This is a genomic window from Pseudomonas sp. MUP55, from assembly GCF_034043515.1.
Lineage (GTDB): Bacteria > Pseudomonadota > Gammaproteobacteria > Pseudomonadales > Pseudomonadaceae > Aquipseudomonas.
In genome coordinates this window covers 3393644-3413023 of sequence record NZ_CP138214.1, presented here as the reverse complement: position 1 = coordinate 3413023, position 19380 = coordinate 3393644, and the positions used below count along the sequence as shown (strand labels likewise).

General features: G+C 63.5%; 15 protein-coding genes. 10 read left to right on the top strand and 5 right to left on the bottom strand.

Annotated features, from left to right (window positions below):
* Positions 1-66: 66 nt before the first annotated feature.
* Positions 67-3141, bottom strand: a complete 3075-nt coding sequence (locus tag SC318_RS15325; RefSeq protein ID WP_320427476.1) for an efflux RND transporter permease subunit — start codon at positions 3139-3141, stop codon at positions 67-69.
* A gap of 2 nt (positions 3142-3143) precedes the next feature.
* Positions 3144-4250 carry an efflux RND transporter periplasmic adaptor subunit gene (locus tag SC318_RS15320; RefSeq protein WP_320427475.1) on the bottom strand — a complete coding sequence of 369 codons (1107 nt, stop codon included), beginning with the start codon at positions 4248-4250 and terminating at the stop codon, positions 3144-3146.
* A 99-nt stretch (positions 4251-4349) separates the two neighbouring features.
* Between SC318_RS15320 and SC318_RS15315 the strand changes: the two genes are divergently transcribed.
* The 4 genes from SC318_RS15315 (at position 4350) to SC318_RS15300 (ending at position 8750) form a co-directional block, all read left to right on the top strand.
* Positions 4350-5555, top strand: a complete 1206-nt coding sequence (locus tag SC318_RS15315; RefSeq protein WP_320427474.1) for a multidrug effflux MFS transporter — start codon at positions 4350-4352, stop codon at positions 5553-5555.
* A gap of 76 nt (positions 5556-5631) precedes the next feature.
* Positions 5632-6498: a pirin family protein gene (locus SC318_RS15310; RefSeq protein ID WP_320427473.1), complete on the top strand. Its 867-nt coding sequence runs from the start codon at positions 5632-5634 to the stop codon at positions 6496-6498.
* Positions 6499-6773: 275 nt separating this feature from the next.
* Positions 6774-8219, top strand: a complete 1446-nt coding sequence (locus tag SC318_RS15305; protein ID WP_320427472.1) for a mechanosensitive ion channel domain-containing protein — start codon at positions 6774-6776, stop codon at positions 8217-8219.
* Positions 8220-8312: 93 nt separating this feature from the next.
* Positions 8313-8750, top strand: a complete 438-nt coding sequence (locus SC318_RS15300) for a carboxymuconolactone decarboxylase family protein (protein ID WP_320427471.1) — start codon at positions 8313-8315, stop codon at positions 8748-8750.
* Here SC318_RS15300 and SC318_RS15295 read toward each other — a convergent pair whose 3' ends face one another.
* Together SC318_RS15295 and SC318_RS15290 are read right to left on the bottom strand one after the other, a co-directional pair.
* A complete protein-coding gene (locus SC318_RS15295) occupies positions 8751-10892 on the bottom strand; it encodes a TonB-dependent siderophore receptor (protein ID WP_320427470.1) in 2142 nt (713 codons plus the stop codon).
* Positions 10893-11154: 262 nt separating this feature from the next.
* A complete protein-coding gene (locus SC318_RS15290) occupies positions 11155-12054 on the bottom strand; it encodes a helix-turn-helix domain-containing protein (protein WP_320427468.1) in 900 nt (299 codons plus the stop codon).
* Between the two features lie 138 nt (positions 12055-12192).
* Here SC318_RS15290 and SC318_RS15285 point away from each other — a divergent pair, with 138 nt between their 5' ends.
* Genes SC318_RS15285 through SC318_RS15275 form a run of 3 tightly spaced genes read left to right on the top strand, consistent with a single transcriptional unit; the run spans position 12193 to position 15953 of the window.
* Positions 12193-13551, top strand: coding sequence for a glutamine synthetase family protein (locus SC318_RS15285; protein WP_306493375.1), 1359 nt, complete (start codon positions 12193-12195; stop codon positions 13549-13551).
* Between the two features lie 24 nt (positions 13552-13575).
* On the top strand, positions 13576-14664 hold the full coding sequence (locus SC318_RS15280; protein ID WP_320427467.1) for a polyamine ABC transporter substrate-binding protein: 1089 nt from the start codon (positions 13576-13578) through the stop codon (positions 14662-14664).
* Positions 14661-15953 (top strand): NAD(P)/FAD-dependent oxidoreductase, encoded by a 1293-nt coding sequence (locus SC318_RS15275; RefSeq protein WP_320427466.1) that lies wholly within the window; start codon positions 14661-14663, stop codon positions 15951-15953. The genes SC318_RS15280 and SC318_RS15275 overlap by 4 nt, the downstream gene beginning before the upstream one ends.
* A 142-nt stretch (positions 15954-16095) precedes the next feature.
* On the opposite strand, the gene SC318_RS15270 is transcribed toward SC318_RS15275, so the two are convergent.
* Positions 16096-16992, bottom strand: a complete 897-nt coding sequence (locus tag SC318_RS15270) for a LysR substrate-binding domain-containing protein (RefSeq protein ID WP_320427465.1) — start codon at positions 16990-16992, stop codon at positions 16096-16098.
* Between the two features lie 112 nt (positions 16993-17104).
* Here SC318_RS15270 and SC318_RS15265 point away from each other — a divergent pair, with 112 nt between their 5' ends.
* Genes SC318_RS15265 through SC318_RS15255 form a run of 3 tightly spaced genes read left to right on the top strand, consistent with a single transcriptional unit; the run spans position 17105 to position 19368 of the window.
* The gene (locus tag SC318_RS15265; RefSeq protein ID WP_320427464.1) at positions 17105-18109 is read left to right on the top strand and encodes an aldo/keto reductase; all 1005 of its coding nucleotides are present in this window, start codon (positions 17105-17107) and stop codon (positions 18107-18109) included.
* A gap of 18 nt (positions 18110-18127) precedes the next feature.
* Positions 18128-18925, top strand: a complete 798-nt coding sequence (locus tag SC318_RS15260) for an SDR family NAD(P)-dependent oxidoreductase (protein WP_306493370.1) — start codon at positions 18128-18130, stop codon at positions 18923-18925.
* A 26-nt stretch (positions 18926-18951) separates the two neighbouring features.
* Entirely contained in the window at positions 18952-19368 is a 417-nt protein-coding gene (locus SC318_RS15255; protein WP_320427463.1) for an SRPBCC family protein, read from the top strand.
* Positions 19369-19380: the final 12 nt, after the last annotated feature.

The following is a 19380-nucleotide window of genomic DNA, read 5'->3' as shown; positions in this document are numbered from 1 at the left end:
CAATCCCTCGCACTGTTTGATCAGGCGAGGGACTTTGCAGCGGTTTTCAGGGCAGGGGAGTAGAGCTTATCCGGCGGTTGCGTGGGAAGTTTCGGCAACCCGGTCACGCAGCACCAGGCTGCACAGCGCCGGCAGGAACAACAGCGTCAACACCGTGCCCACCAATACTCCGCCGATCAGCACATAGGCCAGGGACGACCAGAACACCGACAGCGTCAGCGGAATGAACGCCAGCGCCGCCGCGAGTGCGGTGAGGATCACCGGTCGCGCTCGGCGCACGGTGGCTTCGATGATGGCCTCGCGTATCGGCATGCCGTGGTCCTGGTTCTGGCGAATCTGGTCGGTGAAGATCAGCGTGTTGCGCATCAGAATCCCGCCGATGCCGATCAGCCCGAGAATCGCGTTGAAGCCGAATGGCTGGTTGAACAGCAGCAAGGTCGGCACCGCGCCCATCAGGCCCAGCGGCGCGGTGGCGAAGACCATCAACATCACGCCGAAGGAGCGCACCTGGAACATGATCACCGTGAGGGTCAGCAGGATCATGATCGGGAACAGTACCGCCAGGGCGGCGTTGGCCTTGGCGCTTTCTTCTACCGGGCCGCCGATGTCGATCCGGTAGCCGCTGGGCAGTTTGGCGATCAGCGGCTGCAGGTCTTTGTACACGGCCATTTCCACATCGGGCGGTTGCACTCCGTCGACGATGTCGGCGCGCACTTCCACGGTGGTGGCGCGGTCGCGGCGCTTGAGGATCGGTTCTTCCATCACCGCCTGGAAATGCCCGACCTGGGCCAGCGGCACCGAGTTACCGGCACTGTTGGTCAGGGTCATGTTGTTGAGGTTGCCGAGGTCTTCGCGCTGGCTGCCCTGGGCGCGGGCCACCACGGACACGGTGCGGTTGCCTTCGCGCACTTCGGTGATGGGGTTGCCGCTGAGCAGGGCGTTGAGCTGGGACTTGACCTCGTCGGGCGTGAAGCCGAGCAGGCGCAGGCGGTCCTGGTCCAGCACCAGGCGATAGCCGCTGGCGCGCTCGCCCCATTCCAGGTAGGCGTCGCGGGTCAGCGGGTTGCCGGCGACCACTTGGCGCACCTGTTCGGACAGCCCGCGCAGCACGTCCAGGTTCGGCCCGGACACGCGGAACACCACGGGGAACGGCACCGGTGGGCCGAACACCAATTGCGTCACGCGCACCCGCGCGGCGGGAAACTCACCGGCGGCGATGCGCTCGCGCATGCGCACTTTCAATGCGTCGCGGGCGTGGGAATCCGGGGTTTGCACGATCAACTTGGCGAACGCCGGGTCTGGCAGTTCAGGGTTCAGCGACAGGAAAAAGCGCGGTGCGCCGCCGCCCACATAGGTGTCGACCAGGTGGGTCTGCGGTTCCTGCAACAGGGCTTTTTCGACCTGCGCCGCTACCGCTTCGGTGCTTTTGAACGCGCTGCCGGGCGGCATGTACACCTCCAGGATCAGCTCCGAACGGTCGGAGTCGGGGAAGAACTGTTTCTTCACCACCGCCATGCCCAGGCCGCACAGCACAAATGCCGCCACCACCAGCCCGGTCACCAGCCAGCGCCTGCGCACGCAGGTTTCCACCAGGCTGCGCAGTTTCTGGTAGTAACGCCCGGCGTAAATCGCATCATGCCCGCCGGGCACCGGCTTGATCTGCGGCAACAGCTTCACCCCCAGGTATGGCGTGAACACCACCGCCACCAACCAGGATGAAATCAGTGCAAAACCAACGATCCAGAAGATATTCCCGGCGTACTCACCCGCTGCGGACCGCGCGAACCCCACGGGCAAGAAGCCGATGATCGTCACCAGCGTGCCGGTCAGCATGGGCGCTGCCGTGGAACTCCAGGCGTAGGTGGCCGCATGGATGCGGTCAAAGCCTTCTTCGAGTTTCACCACCATCATCTCGATGGCGATGATGGCGTCGTCCACCAGCAGGCCCAGGGAAATGATCAGGGCGCCGAGGGTGACGCGGTCGAATTCACGGCCGGTGACGAGCATGATCACAAACACGATCGACAGCGTCAGCGGCACCGCCGCCGCCACCACCAGCCCCACGCGAAAACCCAGGGCCAACAGGCTGATTAGCATCACCACCGCCAGGGCGACGAAGAATTTGAGCATGAACTCGTTCACCGCCAGGCTGATGTTTTTCGCCTGGTCGGACACCTTGGCAAAGTTCACGCCCAGGGGCAGGTCGGCCTGGATTCGGGCTTCCTGGGCCTGCAGGCTCTTGTCCAGTTCCAGGCCGTTCCAGTGTTTCTCCATGATGACCCCGAGCATCAGCGCCGGGTCGCCCTGGTGGCGGATGCGGTAGCTGGGCGGGTCCTCATAGCCCCGCCGCACGGTTGCCACATCGGCGATGCGCAGCACGCGGCCATTGGCTTGCAGCGGCACGTTCTCGATCAACGCCAGGCTGTCGAAGGCGCCATCGATGCGGATATAGGCGCGGGCGCCGGCGGTTTCGACGAAGCCCGAAGGCGCCACGGCGTTTTGCGCGGCGAGGGCAGCGAAGATCTGTTCGGGCTTGATGCCCAGGGTCGCCAGGCGCTCATAGGAGAACTCGACAAACACGCGTTGGGCCTGTTCGCCGAGGATATTGACCTTCTTCACCCCCGGCAGGTTGAGCAGGCCCTGGCGCAACTCTTCAGCCATCTGTACTTGCTGGCGATGGGGCAGGTGCTCGGCCTCCAGGGCGTACAGCGCAAAGTAGACATCCGAATACTCATCGTTGAAGAACGGTCCGATCACGCCCTTGGGCAGGTTCGCGGCTTCGTCGCTGAGCTTTTTGCGGGTCTGGTAGAACAGCTCCTGAATCTCGTTGGGCGGCGCGGATTCGAGAAACGTCATGCGCATCGACACGAAACCCGGCTGGGCGTTGGTCTCGACGCGGTCGTAGTAGTCCAGTTCCTGCAGGCGCTTTTCCAGGCGGTCGGCCACTTGCTCCTGCATTTCCTCGGCGGTGGCGCCGGGCCAGGCGGCGCTGATGGTCATGACCTTGACGGTAAACGAGGGGTCTTCGGCGCGCCCCAGCTTGCCGAACGAGAAGATCCCGGCAGCGATAATCGCGATGATCAAAAACAGCGTGACTGCGCGGTGCTTGACCGCCAGTTCCGAAAGGTTGATTCCACGCATGCTCATTGATCCTGTTTGCGGTCGAGGGCCAGCGCCTGGGTGGGCAGCAGGCGTACCTTGTCACCGCTGTGCAGCAGGTGCGCGCCGAGGGCGACGACGGTTTGGCCGGGTGTGACGCCGCTGTCGAGCAGGGCCTCTTCCTGGCCGAGACTGGCGACCTTCACCGGGGCGAAGCTGACGGTGTTGTCTTCACCGATCAGCCATACGCCGGTGCCTTGCCCCGCGTCCTGCAACGCACCGATGGGTACGCGGGTTTGCTGGGCCTGGCCGTTACCCTGCAGGCGCACGGTGATGGTGGAGCCGAGGGCGAAACGCTGGGCCGGGCCGTGCAGCACATAGCGTGCGCGGTAGGTGCGGGTGGTGGGATCGGCGCTGGCGGAGAGTTCACGCAGGGTGGCGGTGACCGCCTGCTCCGGGGCGCCGAAGGCGAAGGCCAGGGCGTTTTGTGTGGCCTGGGCGCGCTGTTGTTCCGGCAGGTTGACGATGGCTTCGCGGGCGCCGTCATGGGCCAGGCGTGCAACGATCTGCCCTTCGGCCACTACCTGGCCGCGATCCGCCAGCACGTCGGTGATGATGCCGTCGCCATCGGCCTTGAGCACGGAATAGGTGCGGCGGTTTTCGATCTGGCTGGCGTCCGATTGCGCAGCGGCCAGTTCCGCTTCGGCAACCCGCAGGTTGGTCGCCGACTGGTCGAAAATCTGCCGTGACACCGCGCCGGTGCTGGCCAGGCGCTGGTAGCGGTTTTCGTCATCGCGGCGCTGGCGCAACTGCGCCTGGGCAGCGTTCACACGGTTCTTCGCCGAGCGCAACGCCAGCTCGAAATCGCCGATGTCCAGCACCAGCAGCGTGTCGCCACGGGAGACGTGCTGGCCGGGGTCGACCTTGCGTTCGATCACCTTGCCGCTGACCCGAAAGCCCAGGTTGCTTTCGGTGCGGGCGGCAACCACGCCGGTGTAGGCGCTCTGCTGGGTGCCGCCAGCTTCGACCCTGGCGGCCAGGACCGGGCGCGGCGGGGAAACTTGAGCAGCGCTGTCGGCCTGGCTGTTGCAGCCACTGAGGACTGCCAATAAGGCCAGGGGCGTGAGAAGGCTCAGGTGGAGAGGGGGCATGACGAACTCCAGGATGACCAAGGGGCAAAAAATTATGGACATAATTTTTTCGCCATATTATGGTCGAAATATAAATAAATCCAGCCCCGGATATTTCCCATGGCAAACGCCCCGACACCTTCGCGCCGCTTGTTGTTCTTACTGGCTGCCCTGACCGCGCTGGGTGAAGTCTCCACGCAATTGATCATTCCGGGCCTGGGCGCCATCGAGCAGGCGCTGGCGGCGCCGCAAGGTTCGGCGCTGATGGCACTGTCGGCGTTTGTCGCCGCGTTCGGCCTGGGCCAGTTGCTGTTCGGGCCGTTGTCGGACCGTGTCGGTCGCCGCCCGGTGTTGCTCGCCGGCCTGACGCTGTATGTGCTGGCAACGCTGTCGATGCTGCTGGTCACTGACATTCAGCAATTTATCGCCGCCCGCGTGCTACAGGGCCTGGGGGCGTGCGCCGCGTTGGTGTTGGCGCGCACGGTGGTGCGTGATGTATGGAAAGCCGAGGCGGGCCCGGTCCTGGCGCTGACCATGATCGGCATGCTCTACGCCATCGTGGTGGCGCCGATGGCCGGCGGCTTGCTGATCAAACTCTTCGGTTGGCACGCGCCCATCGTGCTCGCAGGGGTCATTGGCAGCGTGGTGTTAATGCTTGCGGTGTTGTTCTTTCGCGAGAGCAACCTTCATCTCGATCCCAGGGCCGCGCATTGGCGCACCCTCGGCGGGCAATACCTGGATTTGCTCAAGGGTCGTCAGTACCGCGCCTACGCTGTGGCGCTGGCCTGTACCTACGGCGCGATGTTTGCGGTCATTGCCGGTTCGTCGGCGGTGTTTATCAATCTGCTGGGTTTGAGCAGCCTGGAATACGGCATCAACTTCGGCCTGATCGTCTCGATGCTGATCGTCGGGTCCACCTACACCCGGCGCAATATCCTGCGCCTGGGGCCGCAACGGATTGTGACGATAGGCGTGACGCTGGTGGCCGCCGGCGGCGTACTGGCACTGCTGATTTATGCGCTGTTCGGGCTCTCAGTGGTGGGCCTGGACCTGCCCATCGCCCTGGCCACGCTTGGCGGCGGGCTGGTGCTGCCCGGGGCGGTCACGGGCGCGGTGATGCCTAACGCCCACCGTGCAGGTCTGGCGGCCGGGTTGATGGGGTTCGCGCAGATGTTCGGGGCCACCTGCAGCGGCGTGCTGTTGAGCCATCTGCGGGACGGCAGCGCGACGCCGATGATCGTCATCCAGGCTGTCTTTGCCGTCACGGCCTTTGTGGCGTTTCATCTGTTGCGCCAGCGGGCGGCCAAGGCATTGTCCTATACATAGAACGATCCGCGCCGCTTTCGCCGGCTAGTGCGCAACGGCCGAGGGCCTTATGGTGTAGGCACTTTGGAGGTACACCATGAAAAAACTGATTGGTATCTACACCAGCCCGCGCACCCATTGGGTTGGCGATGGCTTTCCGGTGCGCACGCTGTTTTCCTACGACACCATGGGCAAACACATCAGCCCATTCCTGCTGCTGGACCACGGCGGCCCGGTCGAATTCACGCCTACCGACACCCGTCGCGGCGTCGGCCAGCACCCGCATCGCGGCTTTGAAACGGTGACCATCGTTTATGACGGCGAAGTCGAGCATCGCGACTCCACCGGTGCCGGCGGCAAAATCGGCCCGGGCGATGTGCAATGGATGACGGCTGCCAAAGGCATTCTCCATGAAGAATTTCACTCCCAGGACTTCGCCCGCACAGGCGGTACGATGGAGATGGTGCAACTGTGGGTCAACTTGCCCGCCAAGGACAAAATGACCGACCCCGGTTACCAGACCATCGTCGATGGCGACATACCGGTGCTGCCGCTGGCGGACGATGCGGGTCACCTGCGCTTGATCGCCGGTGAGTTCGCCGGTACGCAAGGCCCGGCGCGCACCTTCACGCCGATTGACGTGTGGGACCTGCGGCTCAATGCCGGCAAGGCCGTGACGCTGGACTTGCACGTCGGGCGCAACACCGCGCTGGTGATCCTCAGCGGAACCGTGCTGATCAACGGCGAGGAAGTTGCGCGCCAGGGGCAGTTGGCGTTGTTCGAACGTGACGGTGACCAGATCACCCTGGAGTCCAATGACGACGCCAAGGTGTTGTTGCTCAGCGGCGAGCCGATCGACGAGCCCATCGTCGGCCACGGCCCGTTCGTGATGAACACCGAGCAGGAAATCCACCAGGCGTTCGCCGACTTTCAGTCGGGCAAGTTCGGGCGGATGCAGGGTTGATATCTGGGGTTTATAACCCCCTGTGGGAGTGAGAAGAAGCCGTACCGGCGTGAAGTAACCTGTGGCGAGGGAGCTTGCTCCCGCTGGGGCGCGAAGCGGCCCCAAACAATGGGCCTGCTGCGCAGTCCAGCGGGAGCAAGCTCCCTCGCCACAGGTACGGTGTTCGGCTTGACTGACTGGCGTCAGGGCTCGCTCCCTCCCACTTTTTCTTCTGCGCTATACCCGCCATCCGCATTTCATGCGATCTTCTGCGCATTCGCCCTGGAGTCGCCTGGATGCCCTCATTTATCACTGATCACCCGATGTTGTGCGCCGTGGCGCTGATCCTTATCGACATCGCCGTGTGGCGCCTTATCTCGCCCACGCTCGCCAACTGGAAACTCGCGGCGCGGCTGGTGATCTTTGCGGTCTTCAGCGCGGTGCTGTTCAACGACGGCATGAACCCCATGCAAGCGGCGCCTTACGCCGATGACACCACGCTGCACCTGGCGGCAACCGCGTTGCAGATCGGCTGGTGGCTGTTCGCGGCGCGTACCCTCACGGTCTTGCTCGGCGCGGTGATGATGCAGCGGGTCGGCCACACCGGGCGGTTGTTGCAGGACCTGATGGGCGCGGTGATTTTCCTGATCGCGATCATCGCCGCGATGGCCTACGTGCTCGACCTGCCGGTCAAGGGCGTGCTCGCCACCTCCGGCGCCGTGGCGATCATCGTCGGCCTGGCCCTGCAAAGCACCCTGAGCGACGTGTTTTCCGGGATCGTCCTCAACACCACCAAGCCCTACCAGATCGACGACTGGATCTCCATCGACGGCACCGAAGGCCGCGTCACCGACATCGACTGGCGCGCCACGCGCTTGCAGACCTCCCAGGGCAGCCTGGCGGTCATCCCCAACTCCCTGGCGGCCAAGGCCAAGATCATCAACTTCTCGCGCCCGGCGGACATGTTCGGCCTCGCGGTCAGCCTGCAAGTGAGCCCCCATGCGCGCCCGCAGACGGTGATCGAAGCCCTTGAGCGGGCCATGCAGGGCTGCCGCGCGCTATTGGCCAAACCGGCGCCCAGCGTGGCGTTCAAGGCCTCGACCAGCGGCGGCGTGGAGTACGAAATCAGCGGCTTCGTGCCGGCCATGGGCCTCAAGCGCGACGTGCGCAACCAGCTTTACGACCTGGCATTTCGCCACTTGCAGGCGGCGGGCGTGGGCCTGTTGTCCGCCACCGAAGGTGGCACGCCCGCCACGGTCTCCGGCGCACGGGCATTACTTGAACGTTCATCAATCTTTTCCACCCTGCGCCAGGAAGAAAAAGACACCTTCAGCCAGAACATGAGCCTGCACACCTACCGCGCCGGCGACATGATCCTGCCGGCGGGGGAGGTCAGCGATCACCTGTTCATCATCGAATCCGGGGTGGTCTCGGTGATGCTGGTCAAGGGCGGCCACACGTTCGAGGCCGGGCGCATGGGGCCGGGGGAGGTGATTGGCGAGTCCGGCATCCTGACCGAACAGGCCACCCTGGCGGACTTCACCGCCAAGACCTACTGCACGCTGTACCGCATCGAAAACGAGTACCTCAAGCCGTGCCTGGATGCGCGGCACGACATCGGCGAAGCGATGAAGGCGCTGCTGGACTTCCGCGTGCACGCCGCCCAGGCGCTGACCGAGGACGCGCCGGTGGTGCCGGTGAAGAAGGGTTTCCTGCAGTGGTTGAGGAGCCGCGGCCTGTAGATTGGTCACCTGTTCTTCCCCCGGATTGGCTATTTCTCCAGAACGTTCCGGTGACTAATCTGCTCACCCATCCCACCGTTCTGGAGTATCACCATGCAAACCCGTACCGATTTCTACACCGCTTCCCCGGACGCCATGAAGGCCATGCTTGCCCTGGAGGCAGCGGTCGGCAAGCTGTCCATCGAACTGCCGCTGCTGGAACTGTTGCGCCTGCGCGTCTCGCAGATCAACGGCTGCGCGTTCTGCCTCGACATGCACACCGCCGACGCCCGCAAGGGTGGTGAAACCGAGCGCCGCCTGTACACCGTGTCGGCCTGGCGTGAAACGCCGTTTTTCACCCCGCGTGAACGCGCCGCCCTGGCCTGGGCCGAAAGCCTGACCCTGCTCAGCCACACCCACGCCCCGGACGAAGACTTCAACGCCCTGGCCGCCGAATTCAGCCCACAGGAACAGGTCGACCTGAGCGTGGCGATCGCCACCATCAACAGTTGGAACCGTCTGGCGGTGGGCTTTCGCAAGATGCCTAAATAATCAGAAATTGACCGACGCACTCAGGCGCGCCGTCAGCGGTGCGCCCTGGAACAGGTAGTCGTCGCCCATGTATTCGCCAGCGTCGCGCCAGTAGCGCTTGTCGAACAGGTTGTCGACGCTCAGTCGGAACACCGTTTCATAGCCATCGACCTGGGTGGTGTAGCGGCTGCCGACGTTGACCACCGCATAATTGCCCACTTCCACGTTGCCGGTGCGGTTGGCGTATTTCTTGGCGCTGTATTGCACGCCGCCGAGCACCGCCAGGCCATTGACCCATGGCAACGCATAGTCGGCGTACACGCTGGCGCGCAGCGTGGGCACGTTGATCGCCTGGTGGCCCTCGTAGTCAGGCGTGCCGCTGCCCGTCACCCGCGCCCGAATGGCTGCCACGCTGGTGGCGATCTGCAAGCGCTCAGTGGCCCAGCCGTTGGCCGACAATTCGAGCCCGGTGTTTTTCTGCTGGCCCTGTTGCACATAGTTGAAGCCACCGTCTTCGGGCTTCGCGTACTGATAGGCCTGACGCGTCTGGAACACCGCGGCGGCGAAGCTGATGCGCCGCCAGTCGTATTTCACCCCGGCTTCGATTTGCCGTGAGGTGGTGGGTGCCAGGGTTTCGCTGCTGTTGCTGGCAAACCAGGGGGCCGTGCCGCCCAGGGACAAGCCTTTGCTGTAGCTGGTGTACAGCGAGACATTGTCCACCGGTTTATAGATCAACGACGCCTGGGGCAGGAATACATACCGCTGGGTGTGGCGCGCCTCGGTGCCGTCTTTGTCGTAGGCCTTTTCATCCAGGCGCACTTCGCGCCCGCCGATGAGGGTTTGCCATTGCTCATTGAAGCGAATGCGGTCGGTGACAAACACGCCGTATTGACGACTGTCGAGGTTGCGATGGCTATCGTTGAGCGGCTTGTCGGTGGGGGTGAAGCTCGGTGCGTCCTGGTGGATGTTGCCGCTGCCGATGTACTCGTTGACCGAATCACGCTTGTCGACCACCCGGCGAAACGCGCTGGTGCCGAAGGTCAGTTCATGGCCCAGGCCTGCAGCGTCGAACACCCCGGTCATGGCCGCCTGCACCTCGTCGTCGCGGCGGGTATCGTCAGGGCTGCGGTAATCGTAGATGCCGTAATCGCCCTCTGGGGTGAAGTAATTGCCCACGCCATTGGTATCGCCACCCCAGGCAAACGCGCTGTAGTCATCGATCATCACCTTGCTGCGCGCCGCGCTGACACTGCCTTTCCACTGCTCGCTGAAACGGTATTCGAACGTGCCGTTGAGGTTGAGTGAATCGATGCCCACTTGCCGCGAGCCGGTCTGATGGCCGAGCAGCTTTTTCGGCGAGGCGTCGTGGGGGACCTCGGTACCGCCGAGCAATTGATAACCCGGCACCGAGCGCTGCTGTTTGTTCTGGTATTCGGCGTCCAGTCGCAGCACAGCGTCGGGGCTGATGTTCCAGTCGAAGGCCAGGGACACAAAATCGCGCTGGCCGTTGGCGTGTTCCACATAGGAATTGAGGTCTTCGTGGGCGACGTTGGCGCGCAGGCCGAACTGCTGCTCACTGCCGAACCAGCCGCCGATATCGGTGGCGACATAGCCGCTGCCGCGATCATCGGTGGACACCGTCACCGAGCGCACGTCTTCGGGGCGCTTGGTCACGTAGTTGATCACGCCGCTGGGCTCGGCGATGCCGCTTTGCAAGCCGGCCAAGCCCTTGAGCACTTCCACCTGTTGCTTGTTTTCCAGGGCGACGTTCTGCTCGCCGGTGATGGTGCGCCCATTGATCTTGTAGCTGCTCGCCGCATTCAGCGAGAAGCCGCGCACCACGAAGTTTTCGTAGTAGCCGATGGGTGCGTAGCTGTCACCCACCGAGGCGTCGTTGCGCAGCACCTCACTGAGCAGGCGTGCTTGCTGGTCCTTGATCAGTGCGGCGTTGATCACGCTGATCGAGGCGGGCGTATCGAGCAGGGGCGCCTCACTGAAGCCGCCGACCGAAGCGGTTTCGGTGCGATAGCCGGACTCGTCCTGGCCCTGGACGTTGACCGTCGGCAGTTCGATCTGCGCCGCCAGGCTGTTGCCAATGCCGCCGCTGAGCAACAGGCCGAGGGCGAAATGTGAAGTGACGACGGGACGAAAACGCAAAACCATGGGGCAAGGCCTTAAAGCGCTGGGCGGGGGGCGCATAAGCTAGGGGCAAGCGCCGAGTTTTACAAGGTGTGCTCGATTCAACGTGGGAAGGGGCTTGCCCGCGATAGTGGTGGGTCAAAAGATCGTTCCCACGCGCCTGCGTGGGAATGCAGCCCGTGACGCTCTGCGTCGCAGTAACCGAAGTAGAGGTCGGGTGGCGGGACGCGGAGCGTCCCAGGGGCATTCCCACGCAGGAGCGTGGGAACGATCATCCGCCGCAGTGTTAACCGCGTTTTTTCAGCAGGGTTTCGCTGGGCAGCTCTTTGAACAGCGCACGGTAGCTGTTGGAAAACCGCCCCAGGTGCCAGAACGACCAATTCATCGCCACCTCGGCCACGGTAGTGTTGGCGCACGCCAGCAATTCCCGCCGTGCGCCGTTCAACCGGCGCAGGCGCAACCACTGCGCCGGGCTCATGCCGGTGTAGGTCTTGAACCCTTGCTGCAATTGGCGCAATGGCACGCCGGCAATCTGGGCCAGCTCCAACAGATTGACGATTTCGTCCGGTGCATCCGCCGCCCATTCGCCGATGCGCGCCATCAACAGGCGCTCGGCGCCGCGTTTTTGCAGCGAACTGCGGTCCAGGCACACGCAGGCGTTGTCGAGGATGAACAGGCAGTCGTCGAGCAATTGCTGGGTGAGGGCATCGCGACTGGCCGGTTCGATCACGGCGGACAGGCGCGTGAGCGTGCCACTCAGCCACCGGGCAAACAACGCGTTCTGCTGACTCGTCAGCGGTGCCATGAACAAGCCTTCAAGCCTGGCCATGTCCAGCCCGTGGCGCTGCACGAACTGCGGGCCGAACACCACGGCGGTCTCACGGTAGTTTTCCGGGGTGATCCAGGTATTGCGGCTTTCGCCATTGAGCAGGTACAGCGCGTTGTCGCTGCCGTCGAAACAGAACGCCAGCGAACCCGGCGGGGCGTTGAAATGCTGCTCGACGCGGGTGTTCATGCTCTCTTCGTACACCTGCACGCCTTGCAGGTCGAGGTAGCGCACGCGCCCGGCAAAATGCCCGGGAGACATCTGCTGGTACTGCTGCACCCAACCGGGTGTCGCCTGGCATTGAGCGGCCACATCGCCGGTGGCGAAGGCCTGTACGCGCAAAGCGGTTGCCTGTGTCATGGGTGGTCCGTGCGCACTCTATTGGTGCGTTGTGTGGCGTGCAAAGTGGATAGATGCCGTTTCAAGGCGGGCCCAAGATAGACCTCAATGCGCCGCCAGTACAAGCCTGTGCGGCATCCCACCCAAGACGAGGTCCTTATGAACGCCCCCTTCGATCAGCTTTCAATGTGGCTGAAAGAACACAAGATCACCGAAGTCGAATGCGTGATCAGTGACTTGACTGGCATCGCACGCGGCAAGATTGCGCCCACCAACAAGTTCCTGCATGAGCGAGGCATGCGCCTGCCGGAAAGTGTGCTGCTGCAAACGGTGACCGGGGACTTTGTCGACGACGAGATCTACTACGACCTGCTTGACCCGGCCGATATCGACATGATCTGCCGCCCGGTGGCCAACGCCACGTACGTGGTGCCCTGGGCCATCGAACCCACTGCCATCGTGATCCACGACACCTTCGACAAGCAGGGCAACCCGATCGAACTGTCGCCGCGCAACGTGCTGAAAAAAGTCCTGCAACTCTACACCGAGCAAGGCTGGCAGCCGATTGTGGCGCCGGAAATGGAGTTCTACCTGACCCAGCGCTGCGAAGACCCGGACCTGCCGCTGAAAACCCCGATTGGCCGCTCCGGCCGCGCCGAAACCGGGCGCCAGTCGTTCTCCATCGATGCCGCCAACGAATTCGACCCGCTGTTCGAAGACGTCTACGACTGGTGCGAAGCCCAGGGCCTGGACCTCGATACGCTGATCCACGAAGACGGCCCGGCGCAGATGGAAATCAACTTCCGTCACGGCGACGCACTGGACCTGGCCGACCAGATCACCGTGTTCAAACGCACCCTGCGCGAGGCCGCGCTCAAGCACAACGTGGCTGCCACCTTCATGGCCAAACCGGTGGCCGACGAACCTGGCAGCGCCATGCACCTGCACCAGAGCGTGGTCGATATCGCCACTGGCAAACCGGTGTTCGTCGACGCCGACGGCAAGATGAGCCAGCTGTTTTTGCATCACATCGGTGGCCTGCAAAAATACATTCCCAAACTGCTGCCGATGTTCGCGCCCAACGTGAACTCGTTCCGGCGCTTTTTGCCGGACACCTCCGCACCGGTCAACGTCGAATGGGGCGAAGAAAACCGCACCGTCGGCCTGCGTGTGCCCACCTCCAGCCCCGACGCGATGCGCGTGGAAAACCGCCTGCCGGGGGCCGACGCCAACCCGTACCTGGCGATTGCCGCGAGCCTGTTGTGCGGCTACCTGGGCATGATCGAGCAGATCGAACCCAGCGCGCCGGTGGAAGGGCGTGCTTATGAGCGTCGCAATTTGCGCCTGCCGTTCACCCTCGAAGACGCGCTGGCGCGCATGGAGGACTGTGCCACGGTCAAGCAGTACCTGGGCGACAAGTTCGTGCGCGGCTACGTGGCGGTCAAACGTGCCGAACACGAAAACTTCAAGCGCGTGATCAGTTCCTGGGAGCGCGAATTCCTGCTGTTGAGCGTCTGACAACCATCGTAAAGAGGTGTGGATATGCGTGTTGTGAACAAGCTTCTCCCGCTGGCCCTGCTGGCGGCGTTCAGCAGTGCCGGCCAGGCTGCACCAACGGTCAGCGTCTACAACTGGACCGACTACATCGGCGAGACCACCCTGGCGGATTTCCAGGCCAGCACGGGCATCAACGTGGTCTATGACGTGTTCGACTCCAACGAAACCCTGGAAGGCAAGTTGCTCGCGGGGCGTACCGGCTATGACGTGGTGGTGCCGTCCAACCACTTCCTGGCGCGCCAGGTAAAAGCCGGCGCGTTCCTCACGCTCGACCGCGCGCAATTGCCCAATTTCAAGAACCTGGACCCCAGGCTGCTCAAATTGCTTGAGCAGAACGACCCGGCCAACGCGCACTCGGTGCCGTACCTGTGGGGCACCAACGGCATCGGCTACAACGTCGACAAGGTCAAGCAAGTGCTGGGCATCGACCGCATCGATTCCTGGGCCGTGCTGTTCGAGCCGGACAACCTCAAGAAGCTGCACGAGTGTGGCGTGGCCTTCCTCGACTCGCCGGATGAGCTGTTTCCGGCGGTGCTCAACTACCTGGGCAAAGACCCGCGCAGCGAGAACGCCGAAGACTACAAACTCGCCGAGGCCAAGCTGCTGACGCTGCGGCCGTACATCACCTATTTCCATTCCTCCAAGTACATTTCGGACCTGGCTAACGGCAATATCTGCGTGGCGTTCGGTTATTCCGGCGATGTGTTCCAGGCGGCCAACCGCGCCAAGGAAGCCAGGAACGGCGTGAACATCGCCTATTCGATTCCCAAGGAAGGCTCCAACCTGTGGTTCGACCTGCTGGCGATCCCGGCCGACGCGAGCAACCCCGAACAAGCCCACGCCTTCATCAACTACCTGCTCGAGCCCGAGGTGATCGCCAAGGTCAGCGCCTCGGTGGGTTACGCCAACGCCAACCCGGCGGCCAAGCCGTTCATGGCCGCGGAACTGGTGAACGACCCCGAGGTGTACCCGCCCCAGGCAGTGCTCGACAAACTCTACATTTCCACCACGCCCACCCCGGCGACCATGCGCGTGATGACCCGCGCCTGGAGCAAAGTGAAGTCCAACCGATGATGCAGCCCAACGACCACGCCCCGTCCTATTACCGCGCGTCGGCCCACGCCCTGCTGGAGCGGCCCGCCCTGGATGCTGACCTGAGCGCCGACGTGTGTGTGATCGGCGGCGGCTTTACCGGGGTCAACACCGCCATCGAACTGGCCCAGCGCGGGCTCTCGGTGATCCTGCTCGAAGCGCACCGCATCGGTTGGGGCGCCAGTGGACGCAACGGTGGGCAGTTGATTCGCGGCATCGGCCATGACGTGTCGGGCTTTGCCAGGCATGTAGGCGAGGAGGGCGTGCGTTATCTGGAACGCGCCGGCATCGACTCGGTGGCGCTGGTGGGCGAGCGCATTCGCGCGCACGGCATCGACTGCGACCTGCGCTGGGGTTTTTGCGAACTGGCCAATACCCCGGCGCAATTCAATGCCTTCAAGGGCGAGCAGGAGCACCTGGCGGCGCTGGGATACGCCCACGAAACCCGCCTCATCGGCCCGCAGGATATGCCGCAGGTGGTGGACTCGACGGTGTACGCCGGAGGCTTGATCGACATGGGTTCCGGCCACCTGCATCCGCTCAACCTGGTGCTGGGCGAGGCGCGGGTGGCCGAGTCACTCGGGGTGCGCATCTTCGAACAGACCCAGGTGCTGGAGTTGATCCACGGCGACACCGTGCAGGTGCGATGCACCGGCGGCATGGTGCGCGCGGCCAGCCTGGTGCTGGCGTGCAATGCGCATCTTGAGGACCTGGAACCACGCCTGAGCGGTAAGGTGTTGCCAGCAGGCAGCTACATCATCGCCACCGAACCGTTATCGGAGGCGGTGGCCCAGCAGTTGATCCCACACAACCTGGCGCTGTGCGACCAGAAAGTCGGGCTGGATTACTACCGGCTGACCGCCGACCGCCGCCTGCTGTTCGGCGGCGCCTGCCATTACTCGGGGCGCGATCCCCAGGACATCGCCGCGTATATGCGGCCGAAGATGCTCAAGGTATTTCCCCAGTTGGCCAGCATCCGGATCGAATTCCAGTGGGGCGGCAAGATCGGCATTACCGCCAACCGTTTCCCCCAGGTCGGGCGGCTCAGGCAGTACCCGAATGTGTTCTACGCCCAGGGCTATTCCGGTCATGGGCTGAACGTGACCCACTGGTGCGCGCGGTTGTTGGCCGAAGGCATTCACACCGGTGTCAGTCAGGGCCTGGACGTGTTCAGCCAGGTGCCGCACATGACCTTTCCAGGCGGCAAGGCGTTGCGCTCGCCGCTGCTGGCGTTGGGGATGTTGTGGTATCGGTTGCGGGAGATGGTCTGATTACACGGGTTCTGCCTGTGGCAATGATCCAAATGTGGGAGGGGGCTTGCCCCCGATGAGGGCGTGTCAGTGAATGCATGTGTGACTGACCCACCGCTATCGGGGGCAAGCCCCCTCCCACATTTGAACTGCAGAGCATCAGTTAGAGAGTTGCAGGTTCAGTCAGTACTTTACGAAACGTCTCCACCAACGGCCTCAGGTTGATCCGGTGCCAGGCCGCCCATAGCGGGGTGGTGTAGCTCAGCCAGGGCAGTTCGCGCAGTACCACGCCCGGTGGTGCGTTGCGGCTCAAGCCTTTTTGCACCATTGCCACGCCCAGGCCGGAGGCCACCAGGCCCAGGGCGGTGAAGGGTTCGCTGGCTTCCATGGGGATCTGTGGGGTGAAGCCGGCCCGGATGCACGCGGCGACGAAGTCGTCAGCCGGGTTGGCGCCGGGTTTGCGCTGCACGCCGATCCATTGCTGGTCGGCCAGGTGCTCGGGCAATAACGCGCGTTGTTGTGTCAGTGGATGATGCTCGGGCAAGGCCAGCAACATCGGGTCATCGAGCACCTGTTGGGCGGTCAGGTCCGGGTCGTCGGGCGATGGGGGTTCGCCCACCAGGGCCACATCCAGGCTGCGTTGGCGCAGGCCTTCCAGTTGTTCGAGGGAGGGCAGGTTGTACAGCTTGATATGCACGTTGGGCCGGTCATCGCGCAACACGCGCAAGGCATTGGGCAGCACGCCGGCGTGCATGGCGTTCTCGATGTAGCCGATGCACAAGCCGCCTTCTTCACCCCGACCCAGGCGCTTGCCCAGGGACTCCAGGCGGTTGGCGTGGGTCAGCAGCGCCCTGGTTTCGGCGAGAAATGTCTGGCCGTCGCGGGTCAGGCGGATACGTTGCTGGCTGCGTTCGAACAGCGTCAGGCACAGGCGCTCTTCAAGTTGGGCGATCTGCCGGCTCAATGGTGACTGGGAGATGTGCAGGCGCTCGGCGGCGCGGCCGACGTGTTGTTCTTCGGCGACCACTTCGAAGTAGCGCAGTTGGCGTAGATCAATCATGTAAGACCTATCGGGACTCAAGTTGGTCGCAGTATGTCTTGGACGGTCCGATCTAGGCAATCTAGGCTCTGCTCAACGGTCATTGCGACCCACAACCGATTGAGGAACCACCATGAGCTTGAAAGACAAACTGCCCGGCGTACTGGGCTTTGGCACCGCGCCGCTGGGCAATATGTTCCGCGCCATCCCTGAAGACGAAGCCCGGGCCACCGTCGAGGCTGCCTGGAATAACGGCGTACGTTATTTTGATACCGCACCGTTCTACGGGTCGGGGTTGTCGGAAATCCGCCTGGGCCGCGCCTTGTCCCACTACAACCGCGACGACTATGTGCTCAGCACCAAGGTCGGACGGGTGATTCTCGACGAAGTCGAAGACAGCGCCCGTGACCTGGGCGAGAAAAGCGGTGTGTTCGAGCACGGACGCCCGAACAAGATGCTCAATGACTACAGCGCCGATGCCACCCTGCGCTCGATCGAAGACAGCCTTGAGCGCCTGCAAACCGACCGCCTGGACATCGTGTGGGTGCACGACATTGCCCAGGATTTCTACGGCGACCAGTGGCTGGAGTACTTCAATCAGGCGCGTACCGGTGCTTTCAAGGTGCTGACGCGTTTGCGCGAGGAAGGCGTGATCAAGGCCTGGGGGCTGGGGGTGAACCGCGTCGAACCCTGCGAGTTGACGCTGGACCTGACCGAAGCCCAGTCCGACGGCTTTCTGCTGGCCGGCCGCTACACGCTGCTGGATCACGACCGTGCCTTGCAGCGCCTGATGGACGCGGCCCTCGCGCAACAGGTCGAGATCGTGGTCGGCGGCCCCTACAGCTCGGGCATTCTTGCGGGCGGTGCGCACTTTGAATACCAGCAAGCCAGCCCGGCGATCATTCAGAAGGTCGAGCAGATCAAGGCGATTGCCCAGGCGTTTGGCGTGAGCGTCAAGGCGGCTGCGCTACAGTTTTCCCTGGCACACCCGGCCGTGGCGGCGGTGATTCCTGGCGCCAGTCGTCCGGGGCGTATTGCCGAAGACGTGGCGGCGTTGTCAGAGCAGATTCCAGCAACCTTCTGGCAGGCGTTGCGCGATGCGCAATTGATTTCGCTGCGCGCACCTCTGCCGCTTTAACTTTGGGAGTTCAGAAACATGAAAATCGATGTGAGCGGCAAAGTAGCCATCGTCAGCGGCAGCACGGCCGGGATCGGCCTGGGCATCAGCCAGGCCCTGGCGCAGTCGGGCGCCACCGTGGTGGTGATCGGGCGTGACAGCGGCAAAGTCGACGCGGCGCTGGCCAGCATCCGCCAGACGGTGCCGGGCGCCGACCTGCGCGGGCTGGTGGCCGACCTGGGCACGGCCGAAGGCGCCGAAAAACTGTTCGCCGCCGAACCCCGCGCCGACATCCTGGTCAACAACCTGGGCATCTTCAATGATGTGGATTTCTTCGAGGCGCCGGACAGTGAATGGACGCGTTTCTATGAGGTCAACGTGATCTCCGGCGTGCGCCTGTCGCGGCATTACGTGCCGGGCATGGTCGAGCAGGGCTGGGGGCGGGTGATCTTTGTGTCGTCTGAATCCGGCGTGGCGACGCCGGCGGACATGATCAATTACGGCGTGACCAAAAGCGCCAATCTGGCGGTATCCCATGGCCTGGCCAAGCGCCTGGCGGGTACCGGTGTGACCGTCAACGCGATCCTGCCGGGGCCGACGTTTACCGATGGCCTTGAGCACATGCTCAAGGACGCCACGCAGCAATCCGGGCGTAGCGCGCGGGACGAGGCCGATGTGTTCGTGCGCAAGGCGCGGCCTACCTCGATCATCCAGCGCGCGGCGAATGTGGATGAAGTGGCCAACCTGGTGGCGTACATTGCTTCACCGCTGTCATCCGCCACCACGGGCGCCGCGCTGCGGGTCGACGGTGGCGTGGTCGACAGCATGGCGATCTGATTTTTCAATGATCTGGAGTATTAATTGTGGCAACAGCGTCTTCTGTGATTGAAATCCCTGCGTCGGCTGACCAGGTCTGGAAACTGATCGGCGGCTTCAACAGCCTGCCTGACTGGCTGCCCTTTATCGCCCAAAGCGAGCCCGGCGACGGTGGCCGCGTGCGGCATCTGCACACCGCCGATGGCGGCCAGATCGTCGAGCGCTTGCAGACCTTCGACAACGTGGCCCGCACCTACAGCTATACCATTGAACAGTCGCCGTTTCCGGTGAGTGCTTATCTGGCGACCCTGCAGGTTGAGGCGTTGACCGATGCGTCGGCCAAAGTGACCTGGTCCGGGGTATTCACCCCGGCGGCAGGCACCACGGATGCAGCGGTAGAGACGCTGTTTACCGGCGTGTACAGCGATGGCCTTGCGGCGTTGCGCGCCAACTTCCCCGGCTGACGGATCGTTCCC